Annotated in this window: 14 protein-coding genes; 8 read left to right on the plus strand and 6 right to left on the minus strand. The window is 69.5% G+C overall.

Annotated elements, in window-relative coordinates:
• Positions 1-60: 60 nt before the first annotated feature.
• Positions 61-558 (plus strand): hypothetical protein, encoded by a 498-nt coding sequence (locus tag AB0L97_RS11030; RefSeq protein WP_364427613.1) that lies wholly within the window; start codon positions 61-63, stop codon positions 556-558.
• Between the two features lie 14 nt (positions 559-572).
• Here AB0L97_RS11030 and pabB read toward each other — a convergent pair whose 3' ends face one another.
• Positions 573-2,792 (minus strand): aminodeoxychorismate synthase component I, encoded by a 2,220-nt coding sequence (gene pabB / locus AB0L97_RS11035; protein WP_364427616.1) that lies wholly within the window; start codon positions 2,790-2,792, stop codon positions 573-575.
• 80 nt (positions 2,793-2,872) lie between these two features.
• On the opposite strand from pabB, the gene AB0L97_RS11040 reads away from it, so the two are divergent.
• The 3 genes from AB0L97_RS11040 to AB0L97_RS11050 all read left to right on the plus strand — a co-directional run bounded on the left by AB0L97_RS11040 (position 2,873) and on the right by AB0L97_RS11050 (position 5,815).
• Positions 2,873-3,937, plus strand: coding sequence for a phosphotransferase family protein (locus AB0L97_RS11040; protein WP_364427619.1), 1,065 nt, complete (start codon positions 2,873-2,875; stop codon positions 3,935-3,937).
• A 73-nt stretch (positions 3,938-4,010) separates the two neighbouring features.
• Positions 4,011-4,541, plus strand: coding sequence for a DinB family protein (locus tag AB0L97_RS11045; protein ID WP_355072707.1), 531 nt, complete (start codon positions 4,011-4,013; stop codon positions 4,539-4,541).
• A gap of 143 nt (positions 4,542-4,684) precedes the next feature.
• On the plus strand, positions 4,685-5,815 hold the full coding sequence (locus AB0L97_RS11050) for an NDMA-dependent alcohol dehydrogenase (protein WP_355072708.1): 1,131 nt from the start codon (positions 4,685-4,687) through the stop codon (positions 5,813-5,815).
• A gap of 88 nt (positions 5,816-5,903) precedes the next feature.
• Here AB0L97_RS11050 and AB0L97_RS11055 read toward each other — a convergent pair whose 3' ends face one another.
• The gene (locus tag AB0L97_RS11055) at positions 5,904-7,097 is read right to left on the minus strand and encodes a serine hydrolase domain-containing protein (protein WP_364427624.1); all 1,194 of its coding nucleotides are present in this window, start codon (positions 7,095-7,097) and stop codon (positions 5,904-5,906) included.
• 42 nt (positions 7,098-7,139) lie between these two features.
• On the opposite strand from AB0L97_RS11055, the gene AB0L97_RS11060 reads away from it, so the two are divergent.
• Both AB0L97_RS11060 and AB0L97_RS11065 read left to right on the plus strand, forming a co-directional pair.
• Positions 7,140-7,973, plus strand: a complete 834-nt coding sequence (locus AB0L97_RS11060) for a serine hydrolase domain-containing protein (protein WP_355072712.1) — start codon at positions 7,140-7,142, stop codon at positions 7,971-7,973.
• 95 nt (positions 7,974-8,068) lie between these two features.
• Positions 8,069-8,602, plus strand: a complete 534-nt coding sequence (locus AB0L97_RS11065) for a DUF3145 domain-containing protein (protein WP_355072714.1) — start codon at positions 8,069-8,071, stop codon at positions 8,600-8,602.
• 26 nt (positions 8,603-8,628) lie between these two features.
• On the opposite strand, the gene AB0L97_RS11070 is transcribed toward AB0L97_RS11065, so the two are convergent.
• The 4 genes from AB0L97_RS11070 to AB0L97_RS11085 all read right to left on the minus strand — a co-directional run bounded on the left by AB0L97_RS11070 (position 8,629) and on the right by AB0L97_RS11085 (position 14,707).
• Positions 8,629-9,159, minus strand: coding sequence for a VOC family protein (locus AB0L97_RS11070; RefSeq protein WP_364427629.1), 531 nt, complete (start codon positions 9,157-9,159; stop codon positions 8,629-8,631).
• Between the two features lie 68 nt (positions 9,160-9,227).
• Complete coding sequence (locus AB0L97_RS11075; RefSeq protein ID WP_364427632.1) at positions 9,228-10,442, minus strand: FAD-dependent monooxygenase; 1,215 nt, start codon at positions 10,440-10,442, stop codon at positions 9,228-9,230.
• A 45-nt stretch (positions 10,443-10,487) separates the two neighbouring features.
• On the minus strand, positions 10,488-13,586 hold the full coding sequence (locus AB0L97_RS11080) for a BTAD domain-containing putative transcriptional regulator (protein WP_364427635.1): 3,099 nt from the start codon (positions 13,584-13,586) through the stop codon (positions 10,488-10,490).
• A 278-nt stretch (positions 13,587-13,864) separates the two neighbouring features.
• Positions 13,865-14,707, minus strand: a complete 843-nt coding sequence (locus AB0L97_RS11085; RefSeq protein ID WP_364427638.1) for a methyltransferase domain-containing protein — start codon at positions 14,705-14,707, stop codon at positions 13,865-13,867.
• A gap of 71 nt (positions 14,708-14,778) precedes the next feature.
• On the opposite strand from AB0L97_RS11085, the gene AB0L97_RS11090 reads away from it, so the two are divergent.
• Positions 14,779-15,474, plus strand: a complete 696-nt coding sequence (locus AB0L97_RS11090; protein WP_364427966.1) for a class I SAM-dependent methyltransferase — start codon at positions 14,779-14,781, stop codon at positions 15,472-15,474.
• A gap of 10 nt (positions 15,475-15,484) precedes the next feature.
• The gene (locus tag AB0L97_RS11095) at positions 15,485-16,300 is read left to right on the plus strand and encodes a class I SAM-dependent methyltransferase (protein ID WP_364427641.1); all 816 of its coding nucleotides are present in this window, start codon (positions 15,485-15,487) and stop codon (positions 16,298-16,300) included.
• Positions 16,301-16,347: the final 47 nt, after the last annotated feature.

The following is a 16,347-nucleotide window of genomic DNA, read 5'->3' on the forward strand; positions in this document are numbered from 1 at the left end:
CCGACACGCCGAACGCGCGAGGGCCGGTCCTTCGGCGGGGCGTGCGGCACAGTGTTCCCCATGACGAACCCGAAACGCCCGGGTCGTAAGCCGCCGACCCCGAAACTGCCCGGTGGGCGTGTGCCCGGCCCGGCCGACGTGCTAGCCGCCGCCCAGGCGGCGGTCGAGGCGGCGCAGACGGCCGCGGGCCAAGCGCTGGAAGCCGCTCAGCTGACCGCGACATCGGCGTTCGACACCGCGGTGCGGCTGCCGCCCGCGTCCGCTCAGCTGGCCGCGCAACTGCCCGGCCTGATCGAGAGCCTGTCGACCGCGATCGAGCGGCTCAACTCCACCATCGATCGGCTCGACCGCACGTTGGCCCTGGCCGATCCGGCCTTCGCCGCCTACGACCGCCTGCTGCCCCGGCTGGAGGCGATGATCTCCCTCGGGGAGGACGTGCTCGGGCGGTTGGCGAAGCTGCCCGGCTTCGCCTTGCTCGCCAAGCTGACCGGCTTGAGCGCGCCGGAACCGCCCGCCGAGGAGCCGCCCCGCCGAAAGTCCGGCAAGCGGCACAAATAGTCGAGGTCGGACGCTCAGCGGTGCGCGTGGTCGGCGGCCGCGCGCAACGTGGCGGCCGCCTTGAGCAGAACCTCGTGATACTCGTCGGCGGGATCGGAGTCGAGCACGATGGCCCCGCCCGCGCCGATCCGCCAGCGCCCGCCGTAGCGGACGGCGGTGCGGATCACGATGTTCAGGTCCGCGGTACCGCCGAGACCGAGGAAACCGATGGTGCCCGAATAGATTCCGCGCGCTTCGGTTTCCAGCGCGTCGATGATCTCCATGGTGCGCAGCTTCGGCGCTCCGGTCATCGAGCCCCCGGGAAAACAGGCTCGCAGGCAATCGACCACGCCGACCTCCGGCCGCAGCCTGCCACGTACCGTCGATACCAGTTGGTGCACGGTCGCGTACTGCTCGGTGGCCATCAGTTTGGGGACGTACACACTGCCGATCTCGCAGACCCGGCCCAGATCGTTGCGCAGCAGATCGACGATCATGAGGTTTTCCGCCCTGGTCTTCGGGCTGTCGGCCAGCTCGCGGCGCAGGCGCTCGTCCTGCTCCGGCGTCGCGCCGCGCGGTGCGGTCCCCTTGATCGGCTTGCTCTCCACGATGCGGCGGCGGTCGACCTTCAGGAAGCGCTCCGGTGACGAGCATGCGATGTCGAGATCGTCGAAGCGCAGGTAGGCGGCATACGGGGCGGGGTTGCACCGGCGCAGGGTGCGGTAGAAGTCGAGGCCGTCGGCCGCGGTGGCGGGGATCGTGGCGCTGTCGGTCAGAGTGATCTCGTAGGACTCCCCGGCATGCAACCGCTGCCGGCAGACCGCGATGTCGGCGAGATAGCGCTCCCGGCCGCGGGTGAGCAGGGGCGCGACGGCGTCACCGTCCGGCGGTAATTCGAGTGGCGGTGGATTGGTCCAGGTCGGCAGGGTGTCGAGGGTTTCGCGGGTGTCGCGCAGCCAGTCGGCGGCGGACCGGGCGGTCTCCACGTCGTCGCTCAGCGCCAGCAGATGGGTCCGCTCGCCCACGTGGTCGACCACCACCATCCGGTCGGCGAAGATCCACTGCGCGTCCGGGGTCGCCGCGCGATGCGCCGCGTTGCCGCCGCAGTCGGCTTTGACCTCGTAGCCGAGATAGCCGACGTAGCCGCCGACGAAATCGAAGGGGAGATCGGGCAGTTCGAGCCTGCGTGCGCGCAGCTCGGCGGCCAGGAACTCGAGAATGCCGCCGGGTGCGGTGCGCCGGTGCCCGTCGGACGATTCCACGGTCACCTCGCCGTCGCCCACGCGGTAGCGCAGCACCTCGGCCAGCGGACCGCTCGCGTCGCCCAGGAAGGAGAACCGGTCGGCCCCCGGTTCGACGTGCTCGCTGTCCAGCCAGAACGCGGTGGGGGAGTTGGCGTACAACTGCACGAACGCGCTCTCGGTATCGATCGGCCGTTCGAGGACGGCCCGCTGGAGCCGGAAGGTCCGCGGCACCGTGCCATCGCAACCCGTGCGCCCGGCGGGACGCTCGAGTTGGGCTGCCGCGGCGGGGAACTGCTCCGGTGCGAGCGGCATCGGCGAGGCCGCGGTGCGTGTGGCGGAAAGCGGAAGGCCTGCGGCGACCGGCTCGGCGACGAACTCACCCCCGGCGTCGATCGATGGGCTCGCCGCCGGGACGGCGCGCCTGCTCCGGTGCGCCGTGGTGAGTCTCGCGAAGTTGCGCAGCAGAGCCGCGCCGAACTCACTGGCGATCGATTCCGGATGGAACTGCACGCCCCATTGCGGTCGCGTGCGGTGCCGCACACCCATCACGACGCCGTCGCCGGACAGCGCGGTGACCTCCAGATCGTCCGGCAGCGGCCGCAGCGCGCACAGCGAGTGGTAGCGCACGGCGGTGAAGCCCTGCGGCACGCCCGCGAAAAGGTCCTGGTCGTCGTGCTCGATGCGATCGAGATATCCGTGCCGGGCCGCGGGCGCCTCGGCGACCACGCCGCCCGCCGCGACCACGATTCCCTGATGGCCCAGGCACACACCGAGCAGCGGCAGGTCGCTTTCGCGAATCACCGCCGTGGAGATCCCTACGTCGCGGGCCACGTCCGGCCGCCCAGGGCCGGGTGAGACGACGACGTTGTCGTAGCGTCCCAGATCGAGTTCGGCGACCGTGCGCGCCTCGTCGTTGCGCACGACTGTCGGCTCGACGCCGTTCACCTCGCTGATCAGCTGGTACAGGTTGTAGGTGAACGAGTCGTAGTTGTCGATCAACAGCGTGCGCATGGTGCTCGAAACCCTACGCCGCGCCGGTGGTAGCCAACTGTTGTCATCTGCCTTCAGTTCGGGTCGGCAGGTGGTGCACAATGTGGGGCATGTCTGTTGCGCAACCGGTCGATGTGGATCCCGCGGTCGTCGACTTCGCCGTCGTCGGAAAGTGGATGGATGAGCAGGGTCTGTCCGGGGGTGAGTTCGAGGACGTGACCGCGCTGGGCGGCGGAACACAGAACATCATGCTCCGCTTCACCCGCGGCGGCCGGACCTACGTGCTGCGTCGCGGCCCGAAACATCTGCGCCCGAAGAGCAACGACGTGATCCGGCGTGAGGCCGGGCTGCTCGGCGCGCTGGGCGGCACCGAGGTCCGCGCGCCCAGGGTGATCGCGGCCTGCGCCGACGAGTCGGTCCTCGGCGCGGTCTTCTACCTGATGGAGCCGATCCGCGGTTTCAACCCGCAGAACGAACTGCCCGAACTGCATGCGGGCGATCCGGAGATCCGCAGGCAGATGGGCCTGTCCGCGGTCGAGGCCATCGCGCGCCTCGGCGCGTTGGACTACCAGGCGCTCGGCTTGGCCGACTACGGCAAGCCGGAGGGTTTCCTGGAACGTCAGGTGCCGCGCTGGCTGGGTGAGCTCGACTCCTATTCGGCCAACGAGGGCTACCCCGGCCCGGAGATCCCCGGTGTGGCGACGGTGGGCGAGTGGCTGGACCGCAATCGCCCCGCCCAATGGACCCCGGGCATCCTGCACGGCGACTGCCATTTGGCGAACATGATGTTCTCCTTCGACGGCCCGCAGGTCGCGGCGATGGTCGACTGGGAGATGTCCACCATCGGCGACCCGCTGCTCGACCTCGGCTGGCAGATCGCCACCCGCCCGGAGCCGGGCACCACGGGAGCGGCGCTGGTGGGCAAGCTCGGCGCGGTCGGCGGGCTGCCGACGGCCGAGGAGATGATCGCGCACTACGGGCAGTTCTCCGACCGCGACCTGAGCGCTATGTCCTGGTACACCGTGCTGGCCTGCTTCAAGCTCGGCATCGTCCTGGAGGGCACGCATGCCCGCGCGTTCGCCGGTAAGGCCCCCAGGCAGGTCGGCGACTTCCTGCACGCGATCACGCTGGAACTCTTCGAGCGGGCGCACCGGCTGATGGAGTGAACTGTCGGGATGTGCTCGATAGTTGACCGGATATCGGTGGAAGGCGCGATCCGGCCGCGCCTAGGTTGAGCGCATGCCGATCGTTCCCGATGTCAAGGACTGGACCTGGGTGCTCGAGCGCCCTTGTTCGCAATGCGGTTTCGACGCCGCCGCGACCAGCTACGCGGCCGTACCGACGCTGACCAGGGACACCGCGGTCCGCTTCGCCGCGGTGCTCGACCGTCCCGGCGTCCGCCTGCGGCCGGACGAATCGACCTGGTCCGCCCTGGAATACGGCGCACATGTGCGTGACGTCTGCCGCCTGTTCGATACTCGCCTCGGCCTGATGCTGGCCGGTGACCCCGAGGGCGAGCCGCCGCGCTTCCCGAACTGGGACCAGGACGCGACCGCGGTGGCCGACCGCTACAACGAGCAGGACCCGGCTCGGGTGGCCGCGGAGCTGGCCGATGCCGCCGAGCGGGTGGCGCGCTCCTTCGCGTCGGTGCCGCCCGAGCGCCGTGGTCTGCGCGGTGCGCGCGGCGACGGGGCGGAGTTCACGGTGGAGTCGTTCGCGCGGTATTTCGTGCACGATCTGGTGCACCACGTGCACGACGTCCAGGGCTGACGCGTCGCGGAACTGTAACGCGTTCGGCTATTGGGTCACGCTATACCGACGATTTTTTCGAGCGGTACTAGAACGCGTTACATTTTTCTCGTACTGTGGGTGCAGTCACATATAAGCACGTGCATGCGAGAGGGTCGACAGGAATGAAGACGAAGGGCGCGATCCTGTGGGGGATCGACCAGCCGTGGTCGGTGGAGGAGATCGAGGTCGGTGACCCGGTCGCCGGCGAGGTGCAGATCCGGATGGAAACCGCGGGCATGTGCCACTCCGACCACCACATCGTGACCGGCGCGACCCCGATGCCGTCCTTCCCCGTCATGGGCGGGCACGAGGGCGCGGGCGTGATCACCAAACTCGGCCCGAACTGCCCGGCCGATCTGCAGGTCGGCGACCACGTGATCCTGTCGTTCATCCCCGCCTGCGGCCGCTGTCCGGCTTGCGTGGCAGGACACATGGCGCTGTGCGACCTGGGCGCGGGTCTCCTGCTGGGGCAGGCGATCAGCGACGGCACCTATCGCATCCAGGCCCGCGGCGAGAACGTCATCCCGATGTGCCTGCTGGGCACCTTCGCGCCGTACATGACGGTGCACCACACCTCCGTGGTGAAGATCGATCCGAGCATTCCGTTCGAGGTGGCCTGCCTGGTCGGTTGCGGCGTCCCCACCGGTTTCGGCTCCTCCACCCACGTCGCCCAGGTCGCTCCGGGCGAGACCGTGGTGATCGCGGGCATCGGCGGCGTCGGCATGAGCGCCTTGCAGGGCGCGGTGCTGTCGGGCGCGTCGAAGGTGGTGGCGATCGACCCGAATCCGTGGAAGCGCGAGCAGGCGCAGAAGTTCGGCGCCACGCACACCTACGAGAGCATGGCCGCCGCGATCATGCCGCTGTTGGAGGCCACCGAGGGCCGGATGGCCGAGAAGGTCATCCTGACCATGGGCGAGATGCACGGCGAGTACATCGAAGAGGGCCTGATCCTCACCTCGAAGGCGGGCACCCTGGTGGTCACCTCGATGGGCCGGATGGACGAGAGCGACGTCAAGCTGAACAGCTTCCTGCTGTCGATGCTGCAGAAGACGGTGAAGGGCTGCATCTTCGGCGGCGGCAACGCCCGCCAGGACGCGCCGCGCCTGCTGTCGCTGTACAAGTCCGGCCAGCTCAACCTGGACGACATGGTCACCCGCAGCTACTCCCTGGAGGAGATCAACCAGGGCTACCAGGACATGCTGGACGGCAAGAACATCCGCGGGATCATCAAGTACACCGAAGCCGACTGGTAGAGCACAACACCGCCGCTCGGCGAGCGCGGTGGCGATCCGTGCGATCAGCTCGTACGGCACCGCTTCGCCGAGCCGGCGATCGAGGCGCTCAGATCCGGCAGCGCAGCAGGGCTTCGCGCAGGTTGCGGCTGCGGACGTCGTCGAGGACGGCCAGACCCAGCCGGTTCATCGTGTACCCGAAACCGAGGCCCGTTGCGGGATCGGCGAATCCGAACGAGCCGCCCAGCCCCGTGGTGCCGTAGGCGCGTTTGTCGGAGCCGAAGCGGAAAATACCGCGCGACTTGCGGAAGCCCAGGTGATAGCGGCTCTTGGTGTGCAGCACCAGATCCTCGGCGGGGACGTCGTCGGCGGTCTCGGCAGCGGCGAGCCGGTCCAGCACGGCGTCGTCGATCGGCAACGCACCGGTGCGAGCGGCGGCCGCGCCGTAGACCTTCGCCAGCGCGCGGGCGTTGCCCACTCCGTTGGATCCCGGCAGTTCCACTTCGAGGAACTCGCGCCGGGTCGCCCGCGCAGGCGCTCCGCAGCGCGGATTGGTCAGCGCCGCGTAGGACAGGCCGCGTTTGGCATAGATCTCCGCGCCGATGCGCAGCGGAAGATCGCGTTCGTAGCGCAACACGTCCAGCCCCTGGGTGGCCGACATCGTGGCGATGCGGTCCATGCGCTGCTCAGCGGGCAGGCCGATGAAGAAATCGACGCCGAGCGGTGCGGCGATGTCCTCGGCGAAGATTCGCCCGAGCGTGCGACGGCGCGGGTCCACCCGGCGCAACAGCTCACCCTGGTACAGGCCGAGGGTGATGGCGTGATAGCCGTGCCTGGTGCCGGGACGCCAAGCCGGTTTCTGTGCCGCCAGAACGGTCGCGAGCCCGTCCAGGTCGGCGATCTGAGGCAGTCGCACGACCTCGCTCAGGCCGGACAACCCCGCCTGGTGGTCGATCAGCTGACGCACGGTGATCGCGTCCTTGCCGTGGGCGGCGAACTCCGGCCAGTACTTCGCCACCGGCTCCTCGTAGTCGAGCAGGCCCCCGGCCACGGCGGTGGCGACGGTGAACGCCGCCATGCCTTTGGTCGAGGAGAACACCGGCACGATCGTGTCCCGCTCCCACGGCAGCGTGCGCCTGCGATCGCGGAACCCGGCCCACAGGTCCACCACGGGGCGCTCACCCGCGTAGACCGCGACGGCGGCGCCGATTTCGCCGTGACGCTCGAAATTGCGGCGGAAGGCGTCGGCGACCGGCTCGAAACCGGGCGCGACGTCGCCGTGAACAGTGGGCGTTTCACTCATGGTGAATCGATGGTAGCTACGCGGTTCTCGTAGGCTCGCAGGGTGCGTTCACTCGAGCAGATCCGGGAATGGCCGGTCCGCCACGCGGCGGCCGCGGTGGTCACCGCCGACGGCGGTGCCGCGAGCGAAGGCGACGTGCGGCGGGTGTTCCCGCTCGCGTCGGTGACCAAGCCCTTGGTGGCGTACGCGGTGCTGGTCGCGGTGGAGGAGGGCGCGGTCGAACTCGACCAGCCCGCGGGCCCGCCCGGCGCTACGGTGCGTCATCTGCTGGCGCACACGTCCGGCCTCGCGTTCGACACCACCGACGTCCAAGCCGCGCCGGGGACCCGGCGGATCTACTCCAGCGCGGGTTTCGAGGTGCTCGCCGAATTCGTCACCGCCCAGACCGGGATCGCGTTCGACGAGTACCTGCGCGACGCCGTGTTCGAGCCGCTGGGCATGACCGCTTCGGTGCTTGCCGGTCCGGCCGGGCACGCGGCGCGGTCCACCGCGGCGGATCTGGCCCGCTTCGCCGCCGAATTGCTGGACCCGCAGTTGATCTCGGCGCAGACGCACGCCGAGGCCACCTCGGTCCAGTTCCCCGGCATGAACGGCGTCCTGCCCGGCTACGGTTCGCAGCGCCCCAACGACTGGGGATTGGGCTTCGAGATCCGCGACGGCAAGACTCCGCACTGGACCGGTGGCACGAATTCGCCACAAACCTATGGACATTTCGGCCAATCCGGGACATTTTTATGGGTTGACCCGAGAACGGGGTTGGCGTGTCTCGCCTTGAGCGACGAGAATTTCGGCGACTGGGCGCGCGCGGCCTGGCCACCGCTGAGCGATGCCGTCATCGCGGAGGTGGCCGCCACGCGCAACACGGTCACGAAGTAACACGTGTAACTTCGGGCACTCCAGTACACTCAGGCAACGCCAGTTCGACGAATCGTTGGGGAAGACGTTCCTCGTCGAAGCTGGAGGTGTTGGTGGTGCGCGCATCGAGTCAGTTCGCGGACGCGACGGCGGGTGTGGTCTACATCCACTCGTCGCCTGCCGCGCTGTGCCCGCATGTCGAGTGGGCGCTCACCTCGGCCCTCGGCGCCCCCGCGAAACTGCGCTGGACCGCCCAACCGGCCGACGGCCAACTGCGCGCCACCAGCGAGTGGATCGGCCCCGTCGGCACGGCGTCGAAGATCGCCCAATCGTTGCGCTCCTGGCCGGTTCTGCGCTTCGAGGTGACCGAGGACCCCAGCGACGGCGTGGACGGCGAGCGCTACAGCTTCGTTCCCGGCCTGGGCCTGTGGCACGGCTCGACGAGCGCCAACGGCGACGTCATGCTCGGCGAGATGCGCCTGCGCGCGATGCTGCAGGCCACCCGGGAACTCGGCAAGTACTCCGCCTACGACCTGGCTGAAGAAATCGACCGCGCCCTCGGCACCGCGTGGGACGAGGACCTCGAAATCTACCGCTACGGAACGGAATCCGGCGCGGAGGTCACCTGGCTGCGCCGGGACGTGGGGTGAGGACTCCAGCTGTCGCCACTGCCGTGTCATTCGCGGGAAGCGCCCTGGCCGTGTGACCACGGATTCCGGTAGCCGTCCGGAATCATGCTGTCGAACAGTGCGCGCGCGTCCGCGGGCAGCCGCAGCAATTCGACGTACGAGCCGAGTGATCCCCCGGCGAGGTAGACGAACTCCATGCCGATCTCCGCGACAGCGCAGTGTTGGACGATTTCGGCGCCGCCTGCCAGCGCCTCCGCCAGTGCGGCATCGAAATCGTCTGGCACCCAAGCGATATGGTGCAGACCGGGACCGGACCGCTCGAGCGCTTCGGTGTACAGGTTCGCCCCCGAGACCGGTGCGATCAATTCCAATTGCTGCCCGCCCGCGTAGCCGAGCGAGCTGTCGATCGTGTAGTCGGCCGGCGCACCGCGATAGCTGCACGAGTCCGGGCCGAAACGCATGCGGGGCATGCGAACCCATTTGTCGACTCCGTAGCGTTCGGTGAATTCTCGTTCCGCCGCCTCGATGTCGTGGACGACCCACGCCAACTGGAAGATCGGTCCGGATGCGATGCTCATTCTGGTGCTCCTCAGGTGCTTCAGGGATGGGGTGCTTTCGCCGGAACGGCGCGAGGTGACCGTGCGGTTCAGTAGTCGGCGAGGCGGATGGCGTTGGCCGCGCGCTCGAGCGGCTTGATGATCGGGCGCAGCGCCAGGCCCTTCCACGGCATGTGCCGCAGCATGCGCAGCATGGTGGTCTGGGTCCGGATCGCGCGCTGGTCGGACGCCACCATCTGAGTGGCGTTGTTCCAGCCCAGCGTCAGGTTCCGGGTGACATAGTCCTGCATGGCGCGCTGGTAGCGATCGAAGGCGGCGTCGTGGTCGCCTGCGGCCGCTTTCAGCTCGCCAGCGAGGACATACGCGCCGACCAGTGCCATGCTCGTGCCCTGCCCGGACAGCGGCGAGGGGCAGTAGGCGGCGTCGCCGACCAGTGCGACGCGGCCCGCGGACCATTGGTCGAGATGGATCTGGCTGACCGAGTCGAAATAGAAGTCGGGCGATTCGGGCATGGCGCGTACCAAGTTCAGTGTCTCCCAGCCCGCATCGGCGAAAGCGCCGGCCACCAGCTGCTGCTGCGCGGCGCGGTCGCGCCGGTCCGGCAGTTGTTCCGGGGCCTGGAAGATGAATTGGGCTTTGGCCGTGGAGCGGCGGGTGCTGTACACCTGCACCACTCGCCCCGGAGTCGGATGGACCAATTCCCAATGGTCGAGATCCAAATGGTTCGGCACCGAGATCACGCAGGCCGCCATGCCGGTGTGCCGGGCGAATCGCTCCTCCGGCCCGAACGCGAGGCGGCGCACCGTCGAATGGATGCCGTCGGCGCCGAGCACCAGGTCGAACACTCGCGGCTCGGCGTTGCGGAACCGCACGGTCACGCCGTCGGCGTGCTGCGCCAGGCCTATGATCGAGTCGCCGAACAGGTACTCGACCCCGTCCTTGGTGGCGTCGAAGAGAATATGGGCGAGATCGCCGCGCAGCACCTCGTCGTCGCCGGGCGACCGCAGTCCGATCAGCTCCGGCCCCAGCGTGGCCAGCGCCTTGCCCGAGTCGTCGACCCACGCGCCGCCACGCATCGCCGTCGAGGCCGCGCGGACTTCCGGCAGCAGCCCCATCCGATCGATGACATCCATGGCCACGCCCCGAATGTCGACCTTGTAGCCGCCCTCGCGCAGGGTGGGAGCCTGTTCGACGACGGTGACGGTGAACCCGTGGCGGGTCAGCCAGTAGGCCAGTGCCGGACCGGCGACGCTCGCGCCGGAGATGAGAACGGTTTTGTTGGTGAACTGTCGCGTCGTTGTCATGGGAACAGCGTCGGCCGCGGCGCTCACCACGCACTCACCATCGGCTCACCGCCGCTCACCGAGCAGGGCCGCCACCTCCTCGATCGACCGCCCGATGCCGCGGTCATAGGCGGCGCGGAACTTCTGTTCGCCGAGTTCGGCACGGCACCGTGCGGCGGTCTCGGCCGCCGCACCGTCACCCGCGGCGGGCATCCCGCGCAGCGAATCGGCAGCGCCGAGCAGCAGCGCGGCCCGCGCCGGATCGCCGATCACCGCGGCGGCCTCCGCCAGACCGGCCACCGCGTCCGCGGCCACCGATCGGGATCGGCCACGGGCCAGCTCGAAGGCCTCGCGATGCGCCGCCTGCCCGGCTTCGCTGTCGGCTTCGGCGAGCGAGACCCAGCCCAGTCCTATGAGGCTGCGCGCACGGGCCTCGGCCATGCCGAACGAACCGTTGTCGGGCAGGGCGACGGCCGTGCCGTAGTACTCCCTGGCGCCGATGAGGTCGCCCGCCGCACGGCGCAGATCGCCGAGTCCGCGTATCGCGTTGGCGTACATGTCCGTCGCGCCCGCCGCCCGGGCAGATTCGGCGGCACGCTCGTAGGCGGCGCGGGCTCCGTCCGCGTCGTGGCAAGCGTCCCGGCGGGCGAGAAGGTCGCCACGCCGGTTGAGCAGGTCGGCGGCCTCGTCACCCGCGCCCAACTCGGTTTGCAGGGCAACGGCCTCGTCGATCAGGTCCAGCGCGACCGCCCGCTCACCGCGCCAGTCGGCGACAGCGGCGAGTTTGTCCAGGGTGGTGGCGATCGCCCAGCGGTCGCGGGTGGCGCGGAAACCTTCCAGGGCGCAGTGGAATTCGGGTTCGGCCGCCACCGGCTCACCGGACATGAGCAGGTGCAGTCCCGCGCCCAGCCGGAGGAACGCCTGCGACCACGGGTCGGCACCGAAGAGCAGGCGCTGCCGCTGCGGCGGCAGGTCCAGCAACCCGCCGACGGTCGCCAGCAGGAACACCAGATGCGGGCGTTGAAGGGGTTTCTCGACACCGGACAACTCCGTGACCGCGCGGGTGACCGCGACCGGCAGTCCGTTTCCCGCTCGCGCGGCGATCGCCGCGCACAGGCCGTATTTCTCGACGTCGGCCGCCGGATCGAGTGCGGGCAGTAGCTTGCCCGCGAGCTCGACGGCACCGCCCGGATGACCGCGCAGCCACCAGCACCACGCGTGCGCGGCGATGAGTCGTTGTGCCAATGGCGGATCGGCGGCCACCGCCCAGCGCAGCGCCACCTGCACGTTGTCGTGTTCGGCGCTCAGTCGTGCCAGCCAGTCCAGCTGGTCCGGGCCGCGCAGTCGCGGATCGGCCCGCTCGGCCAGGGCGGTGAAGAATGCCGCGTGGGCACGCTGCATGCGCTCACGCTCGCTGGAGTCGGTCAAACGTGCCAGACCGTAGGCTCGGATGGTCTCCAGCATCCGGTAGCGGCCGCCGTGCACCTCCACCAGCGATTTGTCGGCCAGGCCGTCGAGCAGTTCGTCGGCATCGTCGAGTTCGCAGACCGAAGCGGCTGTCGCGGCCGACGCGCCGCCCGCGAAGACCGCGAAGCGCCGCGCCATGAGGCGCTCGGCCGGTTCCAGCAGACCCCAGCTCCATTCGACTACCGCCTGCAAGGTCTGATGTCGGGGCTCCGCGGTCCGGTCTCCTCGTGACAGCAGCCGGAACCGGTCGGAGAGGCGTCCGTCGATGTCGTCCACTTCGAGGTTGCGCAGACGGGCGGCGGCGAGTTCCAAAGCCAGCGGCAAGCCGTCCAATCGCGCGCAGACGCGCCGCACGGCCGCGATCGTGCCCGCGTCGACGGTGAATCCGGGCCGCGCCGCGGCCGCGCGGTCGGTGAACAGACGGACCGCCGCGCAGCCGAGCTGCTCGGACAGCGGCGCTTCGGCGGCCGCGACCGGCAGTTGCCCGATCGACAGGACGGTCTCGCCGGTGATGCGCAGGGCTTCCCTGCTGGTCGCCAGCACCCGAAGGCCCTGGCATTCGCGCAACAACCGGTGGACGAGCCGCGCGGCGTCGAGCACCAGATGCTCACAGTTGTCGAGAATGATCAGCAGAGACCGGCCTGCGAGCATCGCGTGGAGCCGGTTTTCCGCGTCTTCGTGCTCACCGGCGGTCGCGCGGCCGCCGAGCGTCGCCGCGATCTCCTGCGCCATCTGCGCGCCGTCCACCAATGGCGACAGATCCACGAAACAGACCTCGCCCTGAGCCCGGGAGCCTGCCTCCAACGCCAGCCGGGTCTTGCCGGTGCCCCCCGGACCGGTCAAGGTGACCAGGCGGGCCCGCGCCAGCAGCGACGCGATCTGCGCCAACTCGTCGTCGCGGCCGACGAAACTGGTGAGCTGGGCAGGTAGGCGGCGCAACGAGGCCGCGGCGACGGTGTCCCCGCGCAGAATCGCGAGATGGGCTCGGGCCAGCTCGGCCGAAGGATCCGCCCCCAGCTCATCGGCGAGCAGCCGACGGCCCTGCTCGAACAGCTCCAGCGCCTCCGCTTGCCGGTCGGTCCCGGACAACCCGCGCATCAGCAGCGCTCGAGCCCGCTCCCGCAGCGGATGTGCGGCGACGAGTTCGGTCAGCATCGAGACCACCGCTCGATGGTCGCGCAGCGCCAGACCGGCCTCCGCCCGATCCTCCCGCGCCGCCAGCCACGCTTCGGTGAGGCGGGTCACCGCCGTCGCGGCGAACGGCGCATCGCGGACGTCGGCCAGCGCCGCACCCCGCCACAGCCCGGCGGCTTCGTCCAGCAGCACGGCCGCGGAAGCGGGATCCCCGTCGCGCAACGCGATCCGGCCCTCCTCGGCGAGCCGATCGAACCGGTGCGCGTCCACCGTGACCGGGTCGACCGCGAGCCGGTAGCCCGCGGTCGAGGACTCCACCAGCTCGTCGGCGCTCGCCGAACGCAGCGCCCGCCGCAGCCGCGACACCTGGGACTGCAGCGCGTGCCCGGCGTCGCCCGGCGGATCCTCCCCGTAGAGATCGTCGATCAACCGCTCGCGGGAGACGACCCGCCCGGCCTCCGACGCCAACACCGCCAGCAGCGCCCGCACCTGCGGCCCACCCACCGCGACCGGACCCCCATCGGGCCGCCGCACCTCCACCGGACCCAGGATCCCGAACCGCACGATCGTCAGTATGGCCCGGGGATCGATGGGCTGCCGCTTCGGTGGGTTCTCAGCACCGGCTTGTCTGCGCTGCGTCGTGGACGCCGCTGTGGTTCGGTCCGACGGCTTTCGAGACCAGCTATGGCCGCAGCCGCGTTATCGGTCCCATCGCTCGCTCAGGAACTCCTCGTTCCGCGGCGAAGCACCCGCGTCCCGCTCACGGTCCCGCAACCGCGAGCCGCACCGTATGTCGACACGCCATCGACTCCGGTGCTCGGCAGCGGTCGGAGCCAGGTCGTTCAGTCCGCTCGGTGGGCGAGCACAGCGAACATGGTCACCGACAGGTGGTAATCGCCTTTGGCGATGCCCGCGTCCATGGTGGCCAGTAGGTCGCGCCCTTCCTGTTCGGTGATGGCACCGCTGGTGCTCGCGGACGAGATCATTTGCATGTACAGCGGGAGGGCGGTGTCCGGATTCCAGATCACCGCCTCCGAACCCATGTCATCGATGGTGAAACCGGCGGCTGTGAGCAGGCCGCGCAAGCGCCGGCCCGACGCGGGGTTGGGGGTGGTGGTGAGCATCGCCTTCGACAGGCGGGCGAGCACATCGGGGTCGCCGGGATGCGCGATCACGGTGTGCCAGTCGGTGTCGATGAGCAGCACACGGCCGCCCTGTCGTAGGACGCGGGCGATCTCGGCGGTCGCGGCCGCCGGGTCGTCGAGGTGCTGGTAGACCCGCTCGCAACGCACCGCGTCGAAGTAGCCGTCGGAGAACGGCAGCTGATAGGCGGTGGCTTCGACGAAGCGGGCCCGAGAGTCCGCGGTCTCGGCTCGCCCACGGGCTATGGCGAGCATCGCGGGATTCGGGTCGGCTCCCACCGCGTCGCCATCGGTGCCGACTCGCTCGGACAACTCGATCACCTCGGTGCCGGTACCGGAACCTATGTCCAGTACCCGCTCGCCCGGCTCGACGGCCAAGACCTCGTGCCCCCACGCACGCATGCGCCGGATACCGGGCAGCGCCGCTTGCAGGTCGAGCATGCCGACCAGCGTGGCCATCGGGTCGTCGTCGGTGGTGTGGGAAGAGTCAGGGATCGCGTTCACGTGGAACGACGGGATAGGCGACGAGGGATCGCTCGACATGGTCCGACACTAACCCCGCACCGCCGCTCCCCGCAGTGTGCGGACGACCGATCGCAGGCTGGGCATTGGCGATGCTGCCCACCCGGCGTACCGTCGAGTTTGTGAGCAGTGGCGCCGTGTCGGGGGCAGCGGTGAAGGGCTCGGATCCGTGGGCCCGGGTTTTCGCGGCGCTGTACGACCCTCTGCTGTGGATGGGCGAGAGGGCGGGTATGGGCGCTCGCCGACGAGATCTGCTCAGCCGGGCGAGGGGGCGAACTGTCGAGCTGGGCAGCGGCACCGGTCTCAACATGGGGTACTACCCTGACGACCTCGAAGAATTGATCTTGACCGAACCGGAAGCCGCGATGCGTACGCGGCTGGCGCGGAAGCTGCATCGCAGTGGACGACGGGCACGTGTGCTCGACGCATCGGCGGAACAACTGCCGTTCGACGACGAAACCGTGGATACGGTCGTCTCGACGCTCGTGCTGTGTACTGTCGACCACCCCGAGCCCGTATTGCGCGAGATCGGGCGTGTGTTGCGCCCCGGCGGCCAGCTGCTGTTCATCGAGCATGTGCGTTCGGAGTCGCCGCGACTCGCCCAGTGGCAAGACCGCCTCGCCGGCCCGTGGCGCCGGTTCGCGGAGGGCTGCCATTGCAACCGTGCCACACTCGAGCTCATCCAGGGGTCCGAACTGAAGCTCGAAGACGTACAGGAAGCTTCGTGGCGGGGAGAGCCCCCGATCATTCGACCGCTGATCTTGGGTGTGGCTACCAAAAACACCTAGGGAGCGTCAGATGACCGAGTCCGGCTCCGCTGAGCTGAAGCGGCGGCATCGCGCGATGTGGGCACTGGGCGACTATCCGTCCGTCGCCACCGAGGTCATCTCTGGATTGGGCAGGCGTCTGGTCGAGGCTTGCCGTATCGGCGCTGGTCGGCACGTGTTGGACATCGCGGCAGGGTCCGGCAACGCCGCGATCCCGGCGGCCGAGACCGGTGCGGAGGTCGTGGCGAGCGACCTCACGCCCGAGCTGTTCGAGGCGGGTCGGCGTCTCGCCGCGGAAAGGGGTGTCGAGCTGCGGTGGCAGCAAGCCGATGCCGAGGCATTGCCCTACGCGGATGCCGACTTCGATGCCGTGATCTCCTGCGTCGGCGTCATGTTCGCGCCGTTCCACCAAGCGGCGGCGGACGAAATGCTCCGCGTGACCAGGCCGGGCGGCACGATCGGGCTGATCAACTGGACGCCGACCGGATTCATCGGGCAGATGTTCGCCACGATGAAACCGTTCGCTCCGCCACCCCCGCCCGGCGCCCAGCCGCCCCCGCTGTGGGGCGACGAGACGCACGTACGGTCGCTGTTGGGCGATCGCGTCACCGATCTGGAGCTGCGGCGCGAAAACGCGGTCATCGACCGCTTCGCCGACGGCGCCGAGTTCCGCGACTTCTTCAAGTCCTGTTACGGCCCGGCGGTCGCGGTGTACAAGGCCATCGCCGCCGAGCCCGACCGCGTCGCACAGTTGGACCGGGAACTCGCGGAACTCGCTGCCCGACATGACCTGGGCGACGGGCGCATGGAGTGGGAGTACCTCCTGGTCACCGCGCGCCGCTCCTGAGCGACGGGGATTGGAACCGGGCGTTCGTGCCACATCGCTCCCCCCTT

The sequence above is a fragment of the Nocardia sp. NPDC051911 genome (assembly GCF_040681035.1).
GTDB lineage: Bacteria > Actinomycetota > Actinomycetes > Mycobacteriales > Mycobacteriaceae > Nocardia > Nocardia sichangensis.